At 67.1% G+C, this 17,249-nt stretch carries 19 protein-coding genes; 7 read left to right on the top strand and 12 right to left on the bottom strand.

Annotated elements, in window-relative coordinates; all coding sequences use genetic code 11:
- Nucleotide 1: 1 nt before the first annotated feature.
- Nucleotides 2-289: a hypothetical protein gene (locus tag OU682_RS12910; RefSeq protein WP_268942551.1), complete on the top strand. Its 288-nt coding sequence runs from the start codon at nt 2-4 to the stop codon at nt 287-289.
- A gap of 348 nt (nt 290-637) precedes the next feature.
- On the opposite strand, the gene OU682_RS12905 is transcribed toward OU682_RS12910, so the two are convergent.
- The 6 genes from OU682_RS12905 to OU682_RS12880 form a co-directional block, all read right to left on the bottom strand.
- Nucleotides 638-1,186: a cysteine hydrolase family protein gene (locus OU682_RS12905; protein WP_268942549.1), complete on the bottom strand. Its 549-nt coding sequence runs from the start codon at nt 1,184-1,186 to the stop codon at nt 638-640.
- A gap of 415 nt (nt 1,187-1,601) precedes the next feature.
- On the bottom strand, nt 1,602-2,339 hold the full coding sequence (locus tag OU682_RS12900; RefSeq protein WP_268942547.1) for a calcium-binding protein: 738 nt from the start codon (nt 2,337-2,339) through the stop codon (nt 1,602-1,604).
- A gap of 120 nt (nt 2,340-2,459) precedes the next feature.
- The gene (locus OU682_RS12895; protein ID WP_268942546.1) at nt 2,460-3,620 is read right to left on the bottom strand and encodes a glycerate kinase family protein; all 1,161 of its coding nucleotides are present in this window, start codon (nt 3,618-3,620) and stop codon (nt 2,460-2,462) included.
- Between the two features lie 89 nt (nt 3,621-3,709).
- Nucleotides 3,710-5,143 (bottom strand): SLC13 family permease, encoded by a 1,434-nt coding sequence (locus tag OU682_RS12890; protein WP_268942544.1) that lies wholly within the window; start codon nt 5,141-5,143, stop codon nt 3,710-3,712.
- A 48-nt stretch (nt 5,144-5,191) separates the two neighbouring features.
- A complete protein-coding gene (locus OU682_RS12885) occupies nt 5,192-5,881 on the bottom strand; it encodes an anti-sigma factor family protein (RefSeq protein ID WP_268942542.1) in 690 nt (229 codons plus the stop codon).
- 47 nt (nt 5,882-5,928) lie between these two features.
- The gene (locus OU682_RS12880) at nt 5,929-6,420 is read right to left on the bottom strand and encodes an RNA polymerase sigma factor (protein WP_268942540.1); all 492 of its coding nucleotides are present in this window, start codon (nt 6,418-6,420) and stop codon (nt 5,929-5,931) included.
- Nucleotides 6,421-6,513: 93 nt separating this feature from the next.
- Between OU682_RS12880 and OU682_RS12875 the strand changes: the two genes are divergently transcribed.
- The 5 genes from OU682_RS12875 (at nt 6,514) to OU682_RS12855 (ending at nt 11,982) form a co-directional block, all read left to right on the top strand.
- Entirely contained in the window at nt 6,514-7,758 is a 1,245-nt protein-coding gene (locus OU682_RS12875) for a S8 family serine peptidase (RefSeq protein ID WP_268942539.1), read from the top strand.
- 322 nt (nt 7,759-8,080) lie between these two features.
- Entirely contained in the window at nt 8,081-9,052 is a 972-nt protein-coding gene (locus OU682_RS12870; protein ID WP_268942538.1) for an ABC transporter substrate-binding protein, read from the top strand.
- A gap of 16 nt (nt 9,053-9,068) precedes the next feature.
- Nucleotides 9,069-9,914 carry an ABC transporter permease gene (locus OU682_RS12865; protein ID WP_268942537.1) on the top strand — a complete coding sequence of 282 codons (846 nt, stop codon included), beginning with the start codon at nt 9,069-9,071 and terminating at the stop codon, nt 9,912-9,914.
- Entirely contained in the window at nt 9,911-10,636 is a 726-nt protein-coding gene (locus tag OU682_RS12860; protein WP_268942536.1) for an ABC transporter ATP-binding protein, read from the top strand. Before OU682_RS12865 ends, OU682_RS12860 begins: the two co-directional genes overlap by 4 nt.
- Nucleotides 10,637-10,644: 8 nt before the next feature.
- Nucleotides 10,645-11,982 (top strand): LLM class flavin-dependent oxidoreductase, encoded by a 1,338-nt coding sequence (locus OU682_RS12855; RefSeq protein WP_268942535.1) that lies wholly within the window; start codon nt 10,645-10,647, stop codon nt 11,980-11,982.
- Nucleotides 11,983-12,152: 170 nt separating this feature from the next.
- On the opposite strand, the gene OU682_RS12850 is transcribed toward OU682_RS12855, so the two are convergent.
- Nucleotides 12,153-13,049, bottom strand: coding sequence for a bestrophin family protein (locus OU682_RS12850; RefSeq protein WP_268942534.1), 897 nt, complete (start codon nt 13,047-13,049; stop codon nt 12,153-12,155).
- A 148-nt stretch (nt 13,050-13,197) separates the two neighbouring features.
- Nucleotides 13,198-13,422 (bottom strand): hypothetical protein, encoded by a 225-nt coding sequence (locus tag OU682_RS12845; RefSeq protein ID WP_268942533.1) that lies wholly within the window; start codon nt 13,420-13,422, stop codon nt 13,198-13,200.
- Between the two features lie 585 nt (nt 13,423-14,007).
- Between OU682_RS12845 and OU682_RS12840 the strand changes: the two genes are divergently transcribed.
- Nucleotides 14,008-14,568, top strand: coding sequence for a helix-turn-helix domain-containing protein (locus OU682_RS12840; RefSeq protein WP_268942532.1), 561 nt, complete (start codon nt 14,008-14,010; stop codon nt 14,566-14,568).
- Nucleotides 14,569-14,581: 13 nt separating this feature from the next.
- Here OU682_RS12840 and OU682_RS24120 read toward each other — a convergent pair whose 3' ends face one another.
- The 4 genes from OU682_RS24120 to OU682_RS12825 form a co-directional block, all read right to left on the bottom strand.
- Nucleotides 14,582-15,202: an MATE family efflux transporter gene (locus tag OU682_RS24120; RefSeq protein ID WP_329609804.1), complete on the bottom strand. Its 621-nt coding sequence runs from the start codon at nt 15,200-15,202 to the stop codon at nt 14,582-14,584.
- A 36-nt stretch (nt 15,203-15,238) separates the two neighbouring features.
- Nucleotides 15,239-15,598, bottom strand: coding sequence for an MATE family efflux transporter (locus OU682_RS24115; protein ID WP_329609803.1), 360 nt, complete (start codon nt 15,596-15,598; stop codon nt 15,239-15,241).
- A gap of 11 nt (nt 15,599-15,609) precedes the next feature.
- On the bottom strand, nt 15,610-16,104 hold the full coding sequence (locus tag OU682_RS12830) for an ATP-binding cassette domain-containing protein (RefSeq protein ID WP_268942531.1): 495 nt from the start codon (nt 16,102-16,104) through the stop codon (nt 15,610-15,612).
- Nucleotides 16,105-16,169: 65 nt separating this feature from the next.
- On the bottom strand, nt 16,170-17,249 hold a 1,080-nt coding region (locus OU682_RS12825), incomplete at its 5' end, for an aminotransferase class V-fold PLP-dependent enzyme (protein WP_268942530.1).

The following is a 17,249-nucleotide window of genomic DNA, read 5'->3' as shown; positions in this document are numbered from 1 at the left end:
CATGGCTGACAGGATGACGGACAATCAGGCGGCGATCATAGGCAAGTCCAAGGCGGAGGTGGAGGCGCTGCTGGGCATTCCGCAGAAGAAGAGCTTCTGGACGAACACCCTGCCCCCGGATGGCGCCGACCCCGCCGCGATCGCCGCTTTCAAGGCCGCGACACTCGACGAGATCTGGATCTATTTCAACGGCAGGGTCCATTTCAACATCGCGGGCTCGGCCAAGAAGGTCGACGACAAGACCCGCTTCGACCTGCCGCCTGATCAGCCTGGACAGGTGTTTGTGTAAAGAGAAGCCCCGGACTTCGGCCGGGAAGGTAGCACAGAATGCCGCCATTCGTCTTGGCGTGGCGACGAGGACAAACGATGGACGGGTGGTGACCCGGGTAGGGATATAGCCTTGGGCATGTCAGGGCGCTTGACGCCGGTGACAGTTCCTTGATGCACCCTGTGATTGGGAGCCTACCCAAGCCTTGGCGCGGCCCTTCCGCACGCATAGGTGCTTCAAGCAAGTTCGCGGCCCGGACGGCCGACCCCGGCCGCGATCCTTTCGTCCTGCGGGGTATGCCGGCACGACGCCCGGAAGAGGAAAGCCGCCGGCGGGCAGCTCTGCCTCATATCCGGGAGGGAGCAAGATCTACTGCCGAACGATGCTGTCCGTATCCGTGATGGTCGCATAGGCAAAGCCCAAGGCGGACATCATGGCTGCATGAACCAAGGCGGCAGGCACGGTGACGCCGTCATGGTCGAGATCGCGCGTTGCGCAGGCGTCCTGCACCACCGTCGTCTTGTAGCCGTAGTCGCTGGCGGCGCGTGCGGTGGCATCAATGCACATGTGGCTCATGGCGCCGACGACGACCACCTCCTCGATCCCGTTCCTGTCCAGGATCTCCTTCAGATCAGTCTGGAGAAAAGGATTGGGATGGTTCTTGACCACGACCGTCTCGTCTTCGCGCGGCGCGACAACAGTGTTGATCTCGGTGCCTTCCGAGCCGGGCGTGAAGAAGGGCGCGTCCTGGCTGGGGAAGATGTGCTGGACATGAATGACCTGGTCGCCCTTCTCGCGGGCAGCCTCGATCACCCGGGCGGCATTGGCGGCGGCCTTCTCGATACCCACGAGCTCGTATTTCCCGTTCGGGAAATAGTCGTTCTGGATGTCGATGACCACAACAGCACGTTTGCTCATGGAAGTTCCTTTCCGATGCATTTGACGGCAGATCGGTAAAGGATAGACAGCCCGGCGAGGTCGGCCAATCGGCAATATCGACTTTCCTGACGGCGACCGGGACAAAGCGGCAGACACAGGGAATTTGGTATCCCGAGCTGTCCAGCAGCAGGCGACCGTCCCATCCACGACCACCTGCCACGGGACAGGACCCCGATTGCATCACCGTCACCCGGCAGGGGATCGGCAGCACTGGGTCCGGCTTTGCCGCCTTCCGGGAAGAGAAAAGGACCGCCTGCGACCAACCGCGACACGGCCACGATCGAACCTGCTTCAGCCGCTCATCGGATGGCGCCGGCACGGCGCCCTTTCGCGTTTCGGCAGGGCATGGGCCTCCCGTCTTGACCGGGCCGCGACTGCGGCCCGGTCTTGTCTCTCACCAGATGAAATCGTCGCCATCCAGCTGGTTCAGGCGCGTATCCTCGATCACCAGCCGGTTGGCCCCGGCCTTGATGATGACGTCGGACCCGCTCTGGCTTGCGGCGGCGCGGATGCTGGCAAAGCCGGTGAACTGGGCGAAGGCCGACAGGTCGATGTCATCGTCGCCGTTCTCGAAGTCGGTGATCCGGTCCAGGCCGCCGTTGAAGACGAAGCGGTCCGCGCCCTCGCCACCCGACAGCAGATCGTTGCCAAGTCCGCCGTTCAGCACATCGTTGCCCTCGCCGCCCGTCAGGGTGTCAAAGCCCGCCTGGCCCAGCATGATATCGTCGCCTTCGCCACCCCGCAGGATGTCGTTGCCTGCCCCGGCTGTCATCCGGTCGTTGCCCCCGGCCCCGTCCAGTGTGTCGCGCCCGCCTAAGGTGATGACGACATCGTCGCCTTCGCCCAGGCTGACCGCGTTGTTGCCCGCGCCGGCACGGACGGTATCGTTGCCTTCGCCCGCGATGATCCGGTCGCTGCCCGCATCGGCCCAGATGGCATCGTTGCCCGACCCACCCCAGATGACGTTGTTGCCGGCCCCGCCCCACAGGTAATCGTTGCCTTCACCGCCGTCGATGGTGTCGTTGCCGCCGTTGCCATACAGCCGGTCATCGCCCGACCGGCCATGGATCAGGTCGGCCAGGTTCGTGCCGTTGTAGCGGTTCGCGTCGTCGTTGCCACGATAGGTCGCCATGTCAGTCTCTCCTGAAAGGGCATGGATGATCGCCGCGCTGCCCTGCCCGCAAACAGCAGCGGCCGTTCCGGCCCGCCACGTTCGGTATGGCCGGAAATCTTGAAAGCCGGATGACGGTGATCAGCGCAGTGCCAGCCGCTGGCCAACCTGCAACATCCGCATCGCATCCTCGGCAGCGCGGCGCAGCAGCTTGTCGCCCTTGCGGATGGCTTCCTCCAGCGTGCAGGGTCGCTTGACGATGGACGCAAAGGCCGCGATGCCGTGCTGGAACGTCTCGCTTGCGCCCTTGCCGATGGTGCCCGCCAGGGCAATCGTCGGAATGCCCCGCGCGGCGGCATGGCGCCCGACCTCGCAGGGGACCTTGCCATAGGGGCTTTGCCCGTCCAGCGATCCTTCGGCCGTAATGACCAGGTCGGCACAGTCCAGCAGACGCTCGAAGTCCAGGTATTCCCGCATGATGTCGAAACGCGGATGCAGCCGGGCGCCCGCGAAGGTTACAAGCCCCGCCCCCAACCCACCCGAGGCACCCGCGCCCGGTGCCGATCCCACGTCCCTTCCGGTGGCGACACAGATCCGTTCGGCCCAGGTTTCCATCGACTTCTCCAGCAGCCGGACCTGGTCGGGCGTGGCGCCCTTCTGCGGGCCGAAGACGCGGGCGACGCCCCTGGGCCCCAGCAGCATGTTGTGCCAGTTCACGGCCGCATCGATCCTGACATGCCTCAGGCGGAGATCAAGGTCTGAGAGGTCGATGCGCGCCAGTCGCGCCAGGGCACCGCCGCCCTCGGGCAAATCGCGCCCCTGATCGTCCAGCAGGCGCGCCCCGAGGGCACGGGCCATTCCCGCGCCGCCGTCATTGATTCCGCTGTCCCCGCAACCGACCAGAATGCGTTCGGCGCCGTCATCAAGCGCCCGCAGGATCAGTTCCCCGACGCCCCGGCTGGTGGTCAGCGTCGGATCGCGGCGCTCGCGCGGGACCAGCGACAAGCCGGCGGCCGCCGCCATCTCGATCACCGCGGTGCGAGGGCCGTCGCCGCCAAGTTCGCCCCAGAAGCTGGGAACGGGGTCCCCCACCGGGCCGGTGACGATGGCGCGGTGCAGTCGCCCGCCGGTCGCCCCGACCAGGGCCTCGGTGGTGCCTTCGCCGCCATCGACCATGGGCGCCGACAGGATGCGGGCATCCGGCATCGCGCGGCGGACGCCCTCGGCGATGGCGCAGGTCACGTCACCAACCGAAAGCGATTCCTTGAAGCCCGAAGGCGCGATCAGGATCGTAAGGGTCATCGGTCTTGTCCTTTCCCGTCTGATGAAAGGTTTACGGGGCGGGGGCAGAGGTTATTCCCTGATGCCGACATTCTTTTTCGGACGGCGTTTCAGCCCCGCATCGCCGCCAGTTGCGCAGGCCAGACGGCCAGGGCAAAGCCGATCAGCAGGATCGTGACCACGGGCATCAGCGGCAGGGCCAGCCGCAGCAGGTCGCGCTGCGTGAAGGTCTCGGTGCCCGCACTGGCAAAGATCGCGACCGGCTTGGCCGAGGCGGTCAGGGTCTGGCAAAAGCCCGTGCCCATCACCGCGACAAGGATCAGCAGCGCCCCGTCATGGCCAAGACCGGCCATCGGCAGCGCCACCGCGGGGATCAGCACCGCCGCCCGGGCCGAGCGCGAGGTGATGACCAGATGCGCCAGAACCGCGATCACGGATAGCAGCGAGACGACGGCAGGCAGGCTGCCCGCCATGCCTTCCGGCAGAACGGCCAGGGCGCGCCCCGCCAGCCAGCGATCGGCGCCGGTTTGCGTCAGCGCCTGCGCCAGCAGAACGGTCGCCGCCATGTAGAGCAACAGTTCGATGTCCACGGCGCGGAACATGTCCTTGGTGTTGCGCGGCGTGAAAGGCCTGGTCAGCAGCACCAAGGCGCCGATCAGCGCAACGGTCGCCATGCCGATGCCATGCCAGCCCGCCGTCAGCCAAAGACCCACCACGATGACCAGGACCAGGCCGATGCGCCGCTGCCGTGCCGCCAGTTCCGGTGCAACCGGCGTGCGGGCCGGCACGGTGATCCGGCTGCCCCGCAGCGCGCGCGGGGCGAACAGGGCCAGGATCAGGCCCGTTCCGGCAAGGCTGGCGATCAGGCCGAGGGGCAGTCCCAGCAAGGCCCAGTCCCCATAGCCGATCTCCAGCCCGGTGGCGGTGCGGATGCTTTCGGCGGCCAGCAGATGCGCGCCCGCCCCGATCAGCGATCCGCCTGCCGAGAGCAGGATGGCCGTCGGAAAGATCAGCGCCAGCGGCCTGACCAGGTGTGCATCCGGCATGACCGCCGCCAGGCCCAGGAACACCGGCATCAGCAGCGCCGCCCGACCCGAGGTGGACGGCAGCACGAAGGCAGTTGCCGCCACGGCAAGCGTCAGGCCAAGGGACAGCACGTCGAAGCGCAACGGACGCCGCAGCAGGGGCGCGATCAGCCGTTCGGTCAGGCCCGCGTCCTTCAGCACGGCGGCAATCACGAAGGCTGCCAGCAGCAGCCAGATCAGTTCATTGCCCAAGGCCGAAAACAGGGTTTGCTCGGACAGGGTGCCCGTCAGGACAAGCCCAAGCACGACCGCAAGCGCCACGAAGGATTCGGGCAGGCGGGTGCCGGTCCAGCCCAGGATTGCCAGAACGACCGCGATCAACGACAGGCGCGCGTCGCGCTCCAGATCGCCCGGCAGGAAAAGCCCCGCCCAGATCGTCGCAAGCGCCAGGACCGCCACGGCGACCTGGCGGGGATGAAGGGCCAGCGCCAGGCGCGGGGATTTGATCGCAACAGTCACGGCTTCGTCTCCTGCTTGTTGTGCAGGATTACGGGCCAGGGATGCGATCTATTCCGCCGACAGCGTGATGGCCTCGTCTTCGGGGGTCAGCGGCTCTCCGGCGCCGGTTTCCGCAAGCCAGTCGTCCAGGGCGGAAATATCGCCCGACGCGGGAACATAGCCTTGCGCGGCGGTGATGTCGCTGGCGAACTGCTGCTGCCAGGCACCGCCTTGGCGGCAGGCCACGCCCACCGTCAGGGCGCCCCCTTGCGCAGTCTCGTATTCGCGGCAGAAGTCCCCGGCGGCCGTGCGATAGGACGCGATCATCGTCAACTCGCGTCCATCATCCAGCACGGTCGCCTCGCCCGAAGGCAGGCTGTCAAGCGCAGCCACCTGGGCCTGCGGCAGGCCGGATGCCGTCCCCCCCATCTGCCACCAGCCGATGCCCACCACGGCTGCGGTCAAGGCGGCCGCGATCGCGGCCAGGGGCGCGCGGTTGGCGTTGGCGGGCGCAGGCACCGGCGATGCGGCCTGCGGCGCCGCACTGGCCGCACGGATCCGCGCGATCAAGGCGTCGTCCGACAGGGCTGCCTGCGTTTCGGCGGTCAAGGCCCGCAGTCGCGCGCGAGTTTCGGCAAATCGGCGCAGCCGGGCCTGGGCCTCCGGGTCGTCGGCGATGGCGGCCGAAACGCGCGCGGCCTCGGCCTGGTCCAGCTCGCCATCGGCAAGGGCCATCAGGGTTTCGTCATCGATCTGCACGGCCGGCTCCTGTCGCGCGGGGGTTCCCATGTCATACGCATGGGGCATCATCTTATTCCCAACCTTTCGGCAAGAGCCAGCCGGGCGCGGGACAGGCGGCTCATCACCGTGCCCTTGGGAATGCCCAGAACCTCGGCCGCCTCGGCATAGCTTAGCTCCTCGACGCAGATCAGGTGCAGGATCTCGGCCTGTTCGGGGGGCAGGTCCTTCATCGCGGCCTGCGTGGCGCGCAGCATCAGCCGCGCCTCCAGGGCGCGGTCACCATGGTCGGGCAGGGCCTCGGGGATATCGAACACATCGACCTCGATCCCTTGGGTGCGCTGGCGGCGGACTGTATCGATGAAGGCGTTGCGGGTGATGCGGAACAGCCAGGGTTCCAGCCGGCACGCCGGATCATAGCTGGCAGAGGCCCGGATCGCCCGCTCCACCGTGGTCTGCACCAGATCGTCGGCCAGATCGGAACGCCGGGCCAGGTACAGGGCATAGCGGCGAAGATTGGGGAGAAGCCGGATCAGGGCCTCTCCGAAAGCTGCGTCCATGCCATCCCTCTTGGATCTTTCCCGCGTCCGGGGGAATATTTGCTGCTCTTCCACGTACTTGTCCAGAAACGAAGTTTCCAAGGGATTTCGACAATGCCAAGGCTGATCCTGTTCCTTGCCATAATTGCCCTGACGCTTGCGGGCCATTCGCGCCCCGAGGGGGATGGCTGGTCCCTTGTTGCGGCGGCCCATGCGGACGATGACGACGACGACGACGACGATCGGGTCGTGCGTCGCGCCCGGCCCGTCCCCGCCGCGCCCGAGACGCTCGCCACGCGTGCCGAGAACGAGATCCTGGCGCGCGGCGTTGGCGATGACGCCGTGGCCACCATGCGGGCCCAGGGTTTCCGCGTCCTGCAACGCCGCGATCTGGACGGCGGCAGTCTGGTGCGAATGCTGAAGCCCGCATCCCTGACGATGGATGAGGCGCGCGACCGGGCCCGTGCCCTGGCTGCCGGGGCCGATGCCGACTTCAACCATTTCTATCGCAGCGAACAGGCGGGGCAAGGCGTCCGCTGCGATGGTCCCGACTGTCTGGCCCGTGACATGATCGGTTGGCCCGCCAGCCTGTCCGGTTGCGGCGCCATGCCGCGCATCGGCATGGTGGATACCGGCCTGAACGCCGATCATGCGGCGCTTTCGGAGGCGCGCATCCGCGTCCACAGGATCGACACCGGGGCCCCGCCCTCGGACCTGCTGCACGGAACGGCGGTTGCCTCGCTGCTGGTGGGTGATGCGGACAGCCGCAGCCCCGGCCTGATCCCGGGGGCCGAGCTCGTGGCGGTCGATGCCTTCCAGAAGGTGGCCGCCGATCAGCGCGCCGACGCCTTCGCGCTGATCGAGGCGCTGGACTACCTGGCAGCCCAGGACGTGCGCATCGTCAACCTTTCGCTGGCCGGGCCGCCGAATGCAGCACTGGGCCGGCAGGTCGCGCGCATGGCGGAAGATGGCGTGCTGCTGATCGCGGCGGCGGGAAACCACGGCCCCAGGGCCGCGCCCGCCTTTCCGGCCGCCTATGACGCGGTGCTGGCCGTCACCGCGGTGGATCGGCGCGGTCAGGTTTACCGCCGCGCCAACCGGGGCAATCATATCGACCTGGCCGCGCCGGGCGTGAACGTCTGGACCGCCGCCTCGGTCAGCGGGGCACGGGCCAAGACCGGCACCTCCTATGCCGCACCCTTCGTGACGGCGGCAGCGGCCTTGCTGTGGAGCCGCGATCCCTCGCTGAGCGCAGCCCAGATGCGCAAGCGCCTTCGGGGCGAGGCCCGCGACCTGGGGCCCAACGGGCAGGACGCGATATTCGGGGCCGGTCTGATCGCGCCGCCGCCCGGCTGCTGATGGCTCGAAGGCTCTGATGCTGGAGCGCCTCCACAGTCCCGATAGGATCAGGCATGACGTAGCCCCTTGTTCGCACTGGACGGAGATTCCTTGTCGTTGCACCTCGGGATTGAAGCTCTGAAATCCACGTCATGGCAGGGCCGCAGAATGGCCAATAGCACCATTTGTTCGTTTGACCGGCCAAGACAGCAACAGCCGCCTCTTTCCGAGCGAACCGGCGACAACAGGGTTCCAAATATTCACGATCAGTCTTATCGAGATTGAATTCGGGCCGCTTGGGCCGAATGATCCGGGGAAAATCGACACAGATGGACCTTGCGAAATGTCTGCCAGAACCTTTGTCAAATCACTTGCTGCCGCGCTGCTGATCACCGGCAGCGCCCTTGCCCAGGATGTTCCTGCCGGCACCAAGCTGGTCGTCGCCGACCAGAGCGAGCTGATCCGGAACCTTCTGGAGGCCAGCGGGCAACGCGACGCGATCACCTCGGACCTGGAGCTTCCCAATTTCGCCGGCGGACCGGCGATCCTGGAAGCCATGCGCGCGGGCGCCCTGGACATCGCCTATGTGGGCGACACCCCGCCGATCCAGGCCCGGGCGTCAGGGATGCTCCTGCCGATCATCGCCACGGTGACGCGCGAGAAATCCGAATACCGGCTGGTGGCGCGCCCCGGCCTTGCCATCGACGACCTGGCCGATCTTCGCGGCAAGCGCGTCAGCTATATCGAAGGCTCGGGCCGCCAGGCCTTCCTGATCGAGGCGCTGAACCGCGCCGGACTGACGCTGGAGGACGTGACCCTCGTTCCGCTGCGCGTGACCGACCTGCCGGACGCCCTGCGCACGCAATCGGTGGACGTGGCCGTGCTGCAAGAACCCCATGTGACGCGCCTGACCCACCAGATCGGCGCAAGCGCCGTATCCGATCCGCGGGAACGAGAGCTTCTTCCCGGAACCTGGTACATCTATGCCCGCCCCGAGGCCCTGGCCGATCCCGCCAAGCATGCCGCCATCGGCGAGTTCCTGACCGCCACCATCCGCGCCGCCGGCTGGAGCAACGAGAACCGCGAGGAATGGGGCAAGGAATACTATACCGATTTCCAACGCATCCCGGCCAGTGACACGGAGGCCATCCTGGCATCGCAGTCGCTGATGGAGTTCGAGACATCCGCCGAGGGCATCCCCCACCACCAGCGTCTGATCGACATTCTCGCACAGGCGGGCGAACTGCCGGAACGCTTCGATGCGGAAGGGTCCTTCTCGGCCGATTTCGACCCGGTGATCGAAGCTGCGCGCTAAGCGGAAAGGCCCTGCCATGAACGACATGACACCCGAACGCAACGCAGCATCGGCGGCGGTCTGGAACCGCCCCGCGCCGCCCCGGCCACCCGCGCTGACGCCGGGCCGGCTTCCCCGCGGCACGCGCCTGCTGGGGCCGCTGCTGGTGGTGGCGATCTGGGAAGCCGCGTCCCGCCTGGGGATCCTGTCGCCCTATACGCTGGCCGCGCCCTCGACCGCCGCGGCGACCGGCGTCCAGATGATCGCGGACGGCACGCTGCTGCCCCATCTGGCCGCCTCGGCAGGGCGGGCCTATGCGGGGCTGTTCCTGGGTGTGCTGACCGGGGTGATGCTTGCACTGGCCGCCGGCCTGACCCGGACCGGAGAAGCGCTGCTGGACGGGCTGGTGCAGGTCAAGCGCGCGGTGCCCACGCTGGCGCTGATCCCCCTGGTGATCCTGTGGCTGGGCATCGGCGAGACCATGAAGATCTTCCTGATCTTCACCGCCGTCCTGGTGCCCGTCTACATCAACACCCATGCCGCGCTGCGCGGGATCGACATGGGCCATGTCGAACTGGCCCGCACGCTGCGGCTGACGCGGGGTGAATTCATCCGCAAGGTGGCCCTTCCCGGCGCGCTTCCGGGCTTTTTCGTGTCGCTGCGGCTGGCAGTGACGCTGTGCTGGACCTCGCTCGTGGTGCTGGAGCTGATCAACACCCAGACGGGCATCGGCTATCTGATGAACCGTGCCCGCGACTGGGGCCAGACCGACATCATCGTGGTCGGCATCTTCATCTATGCGGCGCTTGGCCTTCTGTCGGACGCGGTGGTCCGGTTGCTGGAAGCGCGCGCCCTGTCCTGGCGGAGGTCCATCGGAACATGAGCAGGCACGATTTCTTGGCCGCGGTATCGACCCGCGACCTGACGCGCGCATTCCAGGGCCGCGAGGTCCTCAGCCGCGTCACGCTGGACATCCCCAGGGGTCAGTTCGTCGCGCTTCTGGGTGAATCCGGATCGGGCAAGACCACGCTTCTGCGGGCCTTGGCAGGACTGGACGACGACGCCGAATGCAGCGGCAACTATCACGTGCCGCAGAACGTCTCGGTCCTGTTCCAGGATTCGCGGCTTCTACCCTGGCTTCGGGTCATCGACAACCTGACCCTGGGGCTGCGCCGTCCCGATGCGGCGGCCGAGGCGCAGGCCATGCTGGAGGCGGTGGGCATCGCCGACAAGGCGCAGGCCTGGCCCGGCACGCTGTCGGGAGGCCAGAAACAGCGCGCCGCCCTGGCCAGGTCGCTGTTGCGCAGCCCCGACCTGCTGCTGGCCGACGAGCCCTTCGGGGCCCTGGATGCCCTCACCCGGCTGAAGATGCACGGCCTTCTGTTCCGCCTGGTCGAACGGCGCCGCCCCACGGTGGTGCTGGTCACCCACGACGTGGACGAGGCCCTGCTGCTGGCCGACCGCATCCTGGTGCTGCGCGACGGCGCCATCGCCGAGGATCACGCGGTCGCCCTGCCCCATCCGCGCCGCACCAGCCACCCCGATTTCGAATCCCTCCGCTTGCGGCTGCTGGGCAGCCTTGGCGTGGAAACCGACCTGCTCTGAGGCCCGAGATGACCAAAGAACTGCACCTGAACCTGTTCCTGATGCCGCGCGGCCATCACGAAAGCGCCTGGCGCCATCCCCGCGCGGCGGGCGAAAGCCTGACCGACCTTGCGCTTTACACAAAGGCCGCCCGCATCGCCGAGGCGGCCAAGATGGACGCGGTGTTCCTGGCGGATGCCCTGGTGGCGCCGGCATCCGGCGGCCTTGTCGCGTCGGGCGTCCTGGAACCGATCGCGCTGCTGTCGGCCCTGGCGGCCGTCACCGATCGCATCGGCCTGATCGGCACGGCATCGACGACCTACAGCCTGCCCTATACCCTGGCGCGGCAATTCGCGACGCTGGATCACCTGTCCAACGGCCGGGCGGGCTGGAACATTGTGACCTCCTGGGCACCGCAGGCCGGGCTCAACTATGGCCACGACACCGATCCCAGCCACGCCGAACGCTACCGCATGGCGCAGGACTTCATGCAGGCGGTCGATGCGCTGTGGCGCAGCTGGCCGGCCGAGGCCCTGTTGGACGACCGGGCCCGGGGCATCTATTCCCGCAGCGACCTGATCCGGCCCGTCGATCACCGCGGGCCGTTCTTCCGCACCCTGGGGCCGCTGAACGTGCCCGCCAGCCCGCAGTCGCGTCCGGTCTATGTCCAGGCCGGACAGTCCGAGGACGGTCGCGCCTTTGCCGCCGAATGGGCCGAGGTGATCTTCACCGCCCATATGGCCAAGGACACCGCCCAGGCTTTCTATGCCGACGTCAAGGGACGCGCCGCCGCGCGGGGACGCCGGCCGGCGGACATCGCGATCCTGCCCGGCCTCAGCGCCGCCATCGGCTCGACCCAGGCCGAGGCCGACCGCGTCTTCGAGGAGCTGGACGATCTGACCGGTCCCGAGATCGGGCTGACGCGCCTGTCCGCGCGCTTCGGCGGCCACGACTTTTCCCAGGTGCCGCTGGATCGTCCGCTGCGGCCCGGCGATTTTCCCGACCCGTCCTCGGTCGAGGCGTCGAAAAGCCGGGCCATGGGTTACGCCGCCACTGCGTTGAAGGAAGGTTTGACCTTGCGCCAGCTTCTGCAGCGGCTGGCCGGGGCGCGGGGCCACCTGACGGTCGCGGGGACGCCCGACCGCGTGGCCGACCTGATCGAGGACTGGTTCAGGTCGGGCGCCGCGGACGGCTTCAACGTGATGCCGCCGGTCATCTACGAACAGTTGGAATTATTCGCCTCCGAAGTCATCCCCCTGCTACAAAAACGGGGTATCTTCCGCCGGGAATACCGCGGCCGGACACTGCGAGAGCATTTCGGGCTTGCCCCGGCAGGGCAGGAGCCATCCCTTGCAGCAAGTGCATAGACCACAGCTTGCCGCAAGGAACTCGGGCCGCGACATCGGGGATGCCGAGTGCCCCGGCGACGGCCCCTAACTGTGACCTCCTTACGGAAACGGGGCAGATGAAGGACTTCCCGGGAATCCTCCGCGCTTCCGGTCAAAAGCAAACCGCTTCAAGCCTTTCCCTCCTTGCGTCAGCTCAGGACGTAATCCTTCGGGACGGGCACGGGGGGAAGCTCGGTCTCGCCCATGGCCGAGCGCAGGTGGATCTCGATCATGGTCGCGTAGGCCGAAATCGGAAGATTGTTGGGCAGCAGGCCGAAGGGCTCCTCCAGCTCCTCACCCAGGGCATCAAGTCCGAAGAACGTATAGGCCACGAGCATGGCGGCAAGCGGGGTCGACCAGCCCAGCATGTCAGCCAGGCCGAAGGGCAGCAGAAAGCAGAACAGATAGGCCGTCCGGTGAAGGAGCAGCGTATAGGCGAAGGGCAAGGGCGTGTTGGACAAGCGTTCGCAGCCAACCAGGGCCTGCGTCAGCCGGCCAAGGCTGTCGTTCAGGCCAAGAGCCTCGACAGGAGCAAGGCGGCCCTGGCGCAGCAATCCTCCGGTACGTGCGGCAACCGCGTGCAGGATGGTGTCCGCAGGCTCGGCAAAAAGTCCCGGCTCGCCCGCCTGCCGGGCGCTGGTCTTTTGCCGCAACTGCCCGACCACGGCATGACCGAAGGCGATGATCGCCGCCAGGATCTCGCGCCGCTCGGGTGAGGTCTGGCCCTTCCCCTCGTCCAGAACCACCGTCTGCCGGGCGATGTCCCGGGCAGACTGGATGATCTGGCCCCACAGCTTGCGGCCCTCCCACCATCGGTCGTAGCAGGCATTGTTGCGGAAGCTGAGAAACACGGACAGGGCGATCCCGATCAGCGTCAAAGGGGCAGGATTGATCCCCGGCACGATGTCCGGTGCATGGCGATGCGCGGCCACGACGATCACGGACAGAAAGCCGACAGCGAAAAGCTGCGGCCAGGTGCGCAGGATGATCGACCCCTTCAGCACAAAGAACAGCGTCAGCAGACCGGGGCGGGAACGGACGATCATCGCACGGGACCTTGCACCATAAGGGAACCGGCATCCTTCCCTCCCTCCGGTCCACGATCAAGAGGAAGCAGCAGCACAGTCGGTCAGGTTCGTCTTGCCAACGGCGCTCGTGTCCTTGCACACAGGGAGACGTGCCGTGCAGGCCGGCTCAGGATGTTTCCGGCAGTCCGGCCGCCGAGCGGCCCTTCAGGGCTTCCTTGTCCTGCAGTTCCTTGGCCAGACGCGCTTCGCGAAGCCTCTGGGTCTTCTCCGCCCCTGCTGCCCGAATGGCGTTGATCTCGTCGAACGCGCGATCGCGTGCGGACGACGGGGCCTGAAGCTTGCTGAAGACAAGCTCGGCACGCCCGCGGGCGTCGCTGCGGTTCTCGGTCATGGCTGGTTTCCCCCCGAATGGCTCGCGCGGCGCGCGATCATGAAAAAGGCCAGGCAGCATGTCCGGCCTCGCCTTGTAATGCGTCTTGGCCGACCGCAGTGCAATGCTGATCTAGACCGCGACGCTCTTGCCGGTCTGCCTGCAGATTGCTGGCCGACATCTTGCCAGACCGCTGGCCGCGCTTCAGGTCATAGGAAACCTTCTGGCCTTTGACCAACTTGGCAGTCCCGAACGCTGGACGGCGGAGATGTGAAGAATGGCGTCCGGCCCCCTGCATTGCCCTGCACGGCCCCACGATCAATCAGGCCGGTTTCCGGGTCTGGGCGATCATCTCGGCAAACGGTTCCGATTTCCGGAAGGCAAGCAAGACGATGCAGGCGCTGTCTTTGGCAGTGCCTACGAGTGTGCACGCACGCGCTCGTGGCATCCCGGTTCCATCGCACAACCATCGGTGCCAGCACGTCGCACGGACGCATAAATGAATGTTCATGGAACGTTTGCCATGTTGTCAGTTCAACAATATTGCGCCACGTTCAAGCTGGGTGAGGGCTGCCTCGAAGGCTCTTTCTTTATCCGGGATAATTGATGAACCCGCGTTCCGAAATTCACGATCGCCTTGCCGCCTCGCTGAAAGAGGCCCGGACGGCCAAGGGTCTCAGCCTTGATGCGGTCGCCCGGCTGTCGGGCGTCAGCCGGTCCATGGTCAGCCAGATCGAACGGGGCGAGTCCAGCCCTACGGTCGCCACGCTGTGGAACCTCACGCAGGCGCTGCAGGTCGATTTCGCCGGGCTTCTGGACGCCCGCAAGACGCCGCGGATCGAGGTGATCCGGGCCGAGGCCGCGCCGGTCATCGGCGGGCGCGGTCAGGGCGTCAGCATTCGCATCCTGTCCCCGGCCGAGGCAGTCGGCATGCACGAGGTCTATGACCTGACCTTTGCCGCGGGAGGCAAGCTGATCAGCGATCCCCACGGGCCTGGATGCCGCGAGCATCTGACCCTTCTGGACGGCTGCATCGAGGTCACTTCGGGAGACGAGAGCCAGTCCCTGAACAAGGGCGACACCGCCCGCTATTTTGCCGACCGCCCCCACCGGATCGAGGCGCGGAATGGCCCCGCCCGCGCCATCCTGATCGTGCAGAACAGCTAGAGCGGGCGAGGCGTCAAGGAAGGACGCGGGCCCTGTCCTCGACCCGTGGATAGCTGTGCGCCATCAGCAGCGTGCGCGCCACGCTCATCACCACCAAGCCCAGCCACAGCGCGTGGTTGCCCAGGATCGGCAGCGTGCCGAGGATGGTTCCCAGATACAGCACCAGGGACAGGAACATCACGTTGCGCATCTGCCGCGACAGCGTGGCGCCGATGAAGATGCCGTCGAAGATGAAGCTGCCAAAGCTGGCCAGCGGCATGATCCAGACCCAGACCAGATACCGCCCGGCTTCGGCCTGCACCTGGGGCGAGGTGGTCGTCAGCGCAATCATCTGCGGACCGCCCATAATGGCGGTAGCCGCCAGCAGCAGGCTGCCGGCGAAAGCCCATTTTCCCGACAGAACCGCCGCGCGGCGCAACGCTCCGACCTTTCGGGCGCCGACCGCTTGGCCCACAAGCGCCTCGGCCGAAAAGGTGAAGGCGTCCAGCATGCAGGAAAACAGATGCAGGAACTGCAGCAGCACCTGATTGGCGGCCAGGCTGACATCCCCCTGCCCCGCCGACAGGAACACGAAAGACATATAGCTGGCCTGCAGCAGCAGCGAGCGCAGCACCAGGTCGGCGTTCATCGCCATTGTGTGCCTCAGGGCGACACGATCGGAAATCCCGGCTCAGGTGGATCGCAGCGCGGGCAGAAAGGCATCGCGGCACAGCCACAGCGCCAGGACCAGCCCGGCCCATTCGCCGATCAGTGTCGCGGTCGCGACGCCCGGCACGCCCAGACCCGGAACGATCACGAACAGCACGTCCAACCCGATGTTGATCAGGTTGATCCACAACTGCAGCATCAGCACGGACCGCGCCCGCTTCAAGGCGATCAGCCAGCCGGTGATGGCATAGACGGCGATGGTGGCGGGCGCGCCCCAGATGCGGATCGAGACATAGCCTTGCGCCAGATGCTCGACCTCGGCCGAGGCCGGCGACAGCGCAACCCCACCGCCCCGATGAGCGCTGCGGCCCCATCTGGCCAACCACGGCGGTATCAACCAGCCCCAGCAGCGGAATGGTGGCGCTGGACACGAGGATGGGCAGGGCGAAAATACAGATCCTCGGGCGTCCCGTCCTGCTCGATCCGGCCCTTGTTCTTCACGCCGATCCGATCCGGCATGGTCAGCATTTCCTCCTCGTCATGGGTGACGAAGAAAAAGGTCTTGCTGGTGCGCCGCTGGATGGCCTTCAACCCGACCTGGACTTGGCCGCGCGGTTTCGCAGCAAGCGCGCCCAGGGGTGACCCACGGCGCTCCTGGCCCGCCGGGTTGCGGTCGATGCGCACATTGCGGATGCCGGCCCGCGACGACGCCAACCAGGCCACCGACGACCACGGCATCGCCGACACCCTCACCCGCCAGTCCTCGGCGCGAACCCAGTTCACCAGAGGATAGCAGAGATCCTCCAGGTCGCACGCAAGTCGCGCCTCCAACTGTTGGATTGCGGTTCCGCTGCAGGACCGATGCGATCCGGCCCCGCCCTGCTTCATCTTGACCAGCCCCGGCAAAGAACCGGCTGGCCCTGACCGTTGCGCCATCATCCTTGCGACATACGTTATGCAAGCGCCATGCCGTCGGCAGGCACGAAGATGGCGGTCGATGGATCGCAGCGATAATGCCGGGCCAGATCGGCGGCATTGCCCGACAGTTCGGTGACGCTGTCCAGCACGACCTGCACCTTGCGGTCGCTCATCAGGGGCGACAGGTTCAGGCGCACAAAGCCGGGTTTCTCAAGCTCTTTGCCCGCCAGAATCGCCTGCCGCAGACGGGCCGACTCGGCCTCGCCGATGCCCAGCAGACGGTGGACATAGGGGGCCGCACAGGCGCAGCCGCCGCGGGCCTGGATGCCGTGGCGATCCGACAGCAGCCGCGTGACAAGCTGGTGATGGACATGTCCGCCCTGCCCGTCGCGGATGCGGAAGGAAAAGATCGGCAGGCGCGGTCGGCTGGCGGGACCCAGCAGTTCGATCCGCGGCTGGCGGGCCCAGGCCTCCTGCGCGCGGCGCGTCAGGTCCGCCCCGCGCCCTGCCATGAATTCGATGCCGATGCGATCCTTGACAAGGAATGCAAGCGCCGCGCGCAGGTCGCCGATAACGTTGGGGGTGCCGGCCTCCTCGCGCGCCTCGATCCGCTGGCTGTAGTCGTGCATTCCCGGCGAGACGAAGCGCACGGTCCCGCCGCCCGGCCAGCTGGGCCGGTCGGTCGCGACGGCGTCGCGGCGCAGGATCATCACCCCAGACGCGCCGGGACCACCAACGAACTTGTGCGGCGAGACGACGATGGCGTCCACTTCGGCGCCGGGGGCCGGGGACATCCGGATCGGCAGATAGGGTCCGCCGCCCGCATAATCCCAGACGATCCGCGCCCCGGCCGATTTCGCCTGCCGGGTCAGGGCCGCGACATCGGCGATCTCTCCGGTGATGTTCGATGCGGCCGAGAAGGAACAGATCACCCGCCGCCCGGCCGCGCCCGCCAAGGCATCGGCCAGGGCCGCCCGGTCCGGGCCGCCTGCGGGATCCTCGCCCAACTCGACCACCTCGGCGCCGCTTTCCCGCCACGGAAGCAGGTTCGAATGATGCTCGAACGGTCCCAGGATCACCCGCGCGCCGGGCCGCGCGCCCAGCAGCGCCACAAG

Source organism: Paracoccus benzoatiresistens (assembly GCF_026913015.1).
GTDB lineage: Bacteria > Pseudomonadota > Alphaproteobacteria > Rhodobacterales > Rhodobacteraceae > Paracoccus > Paracoccus benzoatiresistens.
The sequence above is the reverse complement of the archived record's forward strand: the minus strand, read 5'-3'. Positions and strand labels throughout refer to the sequence as shown.

Excerpts from the sequence above, each read along its gene's own strand:
- OU682_RS12910 (WP_268942551.1), top strand. The coding sequence starts at position 2 with ATGGCTGACAGGATGACGGACAATCAGGCGGCGATCATAGGCAAGTCC.
- OU682_RS12905 (WP_268942549.1), bottom strand. The coding sequence starts at position 1,186 with ATGAGCAAACGTGCTGTTGTGGTCATCGACATCCAGAACGACTATTTC.
- OU682_RS12900 (WP_268942547.1), bottom strand. The coding sequence starts at position 2,339 with ATGGCGACCTATCGTGGCAACGACGACGCGAACCGCTACAACGGCACG.
- OU682_RS12895 (WP_268942546.1), bottom strand. The coding sequence starts at position 3,620 with ATGACCCTTACGATCCTGATCGCGCCTTCGGGCTTCAAGGAATCGCTT.
- OU682_RS12880 (WP_268942540.1), bottom strand. The coding sequence starts at position 6,420 with ATGGACGCAGCTTTCGGAGAGGCCCTGATCCGGCTTCTCCCCAATCTT.
- OU682_RS12875 (WP_268942539.1), top strand. The coding sequence starts at position 6,514 with ATGCCAAGGCTGATCCTGTTCCTTGCCATAATTGCCCTGACGCTTGCG.
- OU682_RS12870 (WP_268942538.1), top strand. The coding sequence starts at position 8,081 with ATGTCTGCCAGAACCTTTGTCAAATCACTTGCTGCCGCGCTGCTGATC.
- OU682_RS12865 (WP_268942537.1), top strand. The coding sequence starts at position 9,069 with ATGAACGACATGACACCCGAACGCAACGCAGCATCGGCGGCGGTCTGG.
- OU682_RS12860 (WP_268942536.1), top strand. The coding sequence starts at position 9,911 with ATGAGCAGGCACGATTTCTTGGCCGCGGTATCGACCCGCGACCTGACG.
- OU682_RS12855 (WP_268942535.1), top strand. The coding sequence starts at position 10,645 with ATGACCAAAGAACTGCACCTGAACCTGTTCCTGATGCCGCGCGGCCAT.
- OU682_RS12850 (WP_268942534.1), bottom strand. The coding sequence starts at position 13,049 with ATGATCGTCCGTTCCCGCCCCGGTCTGCTGACGCTGTTCTTTGTGCTG.
- OU682_RS12845 (WP_268942533.1), bottom strand. The coding sequence starts at position 13,422 with ATGACCGAGAACCGCAGCGACGCCCGCGGGCGTGCCGAGCTTGTCTTC.
- OU682_RS12840 (WP_268942532.1), top strand. The coding sequence starts at position 14,008 with ATGAACCCGCGTTCCGAAATTCACGATCGCCTTGCCGCCTCGCTGAAA.
- OU682_RS24120 (WP_329609804.1), bottom strand. The coding sequence starts at position 15,202 with ATGGCGATGAACGCCGACCTGGTGCTGCGCTCGCTGCTGCTGCAGGCC.
- OU682_RS12830 (WP_268942531.1), bottom strand. The coding sequence starts at position 16,104 with ATGAAGCAGGGCGGGGCCGGATCGCATCGGTCCTGCAGCGGAACCGCA.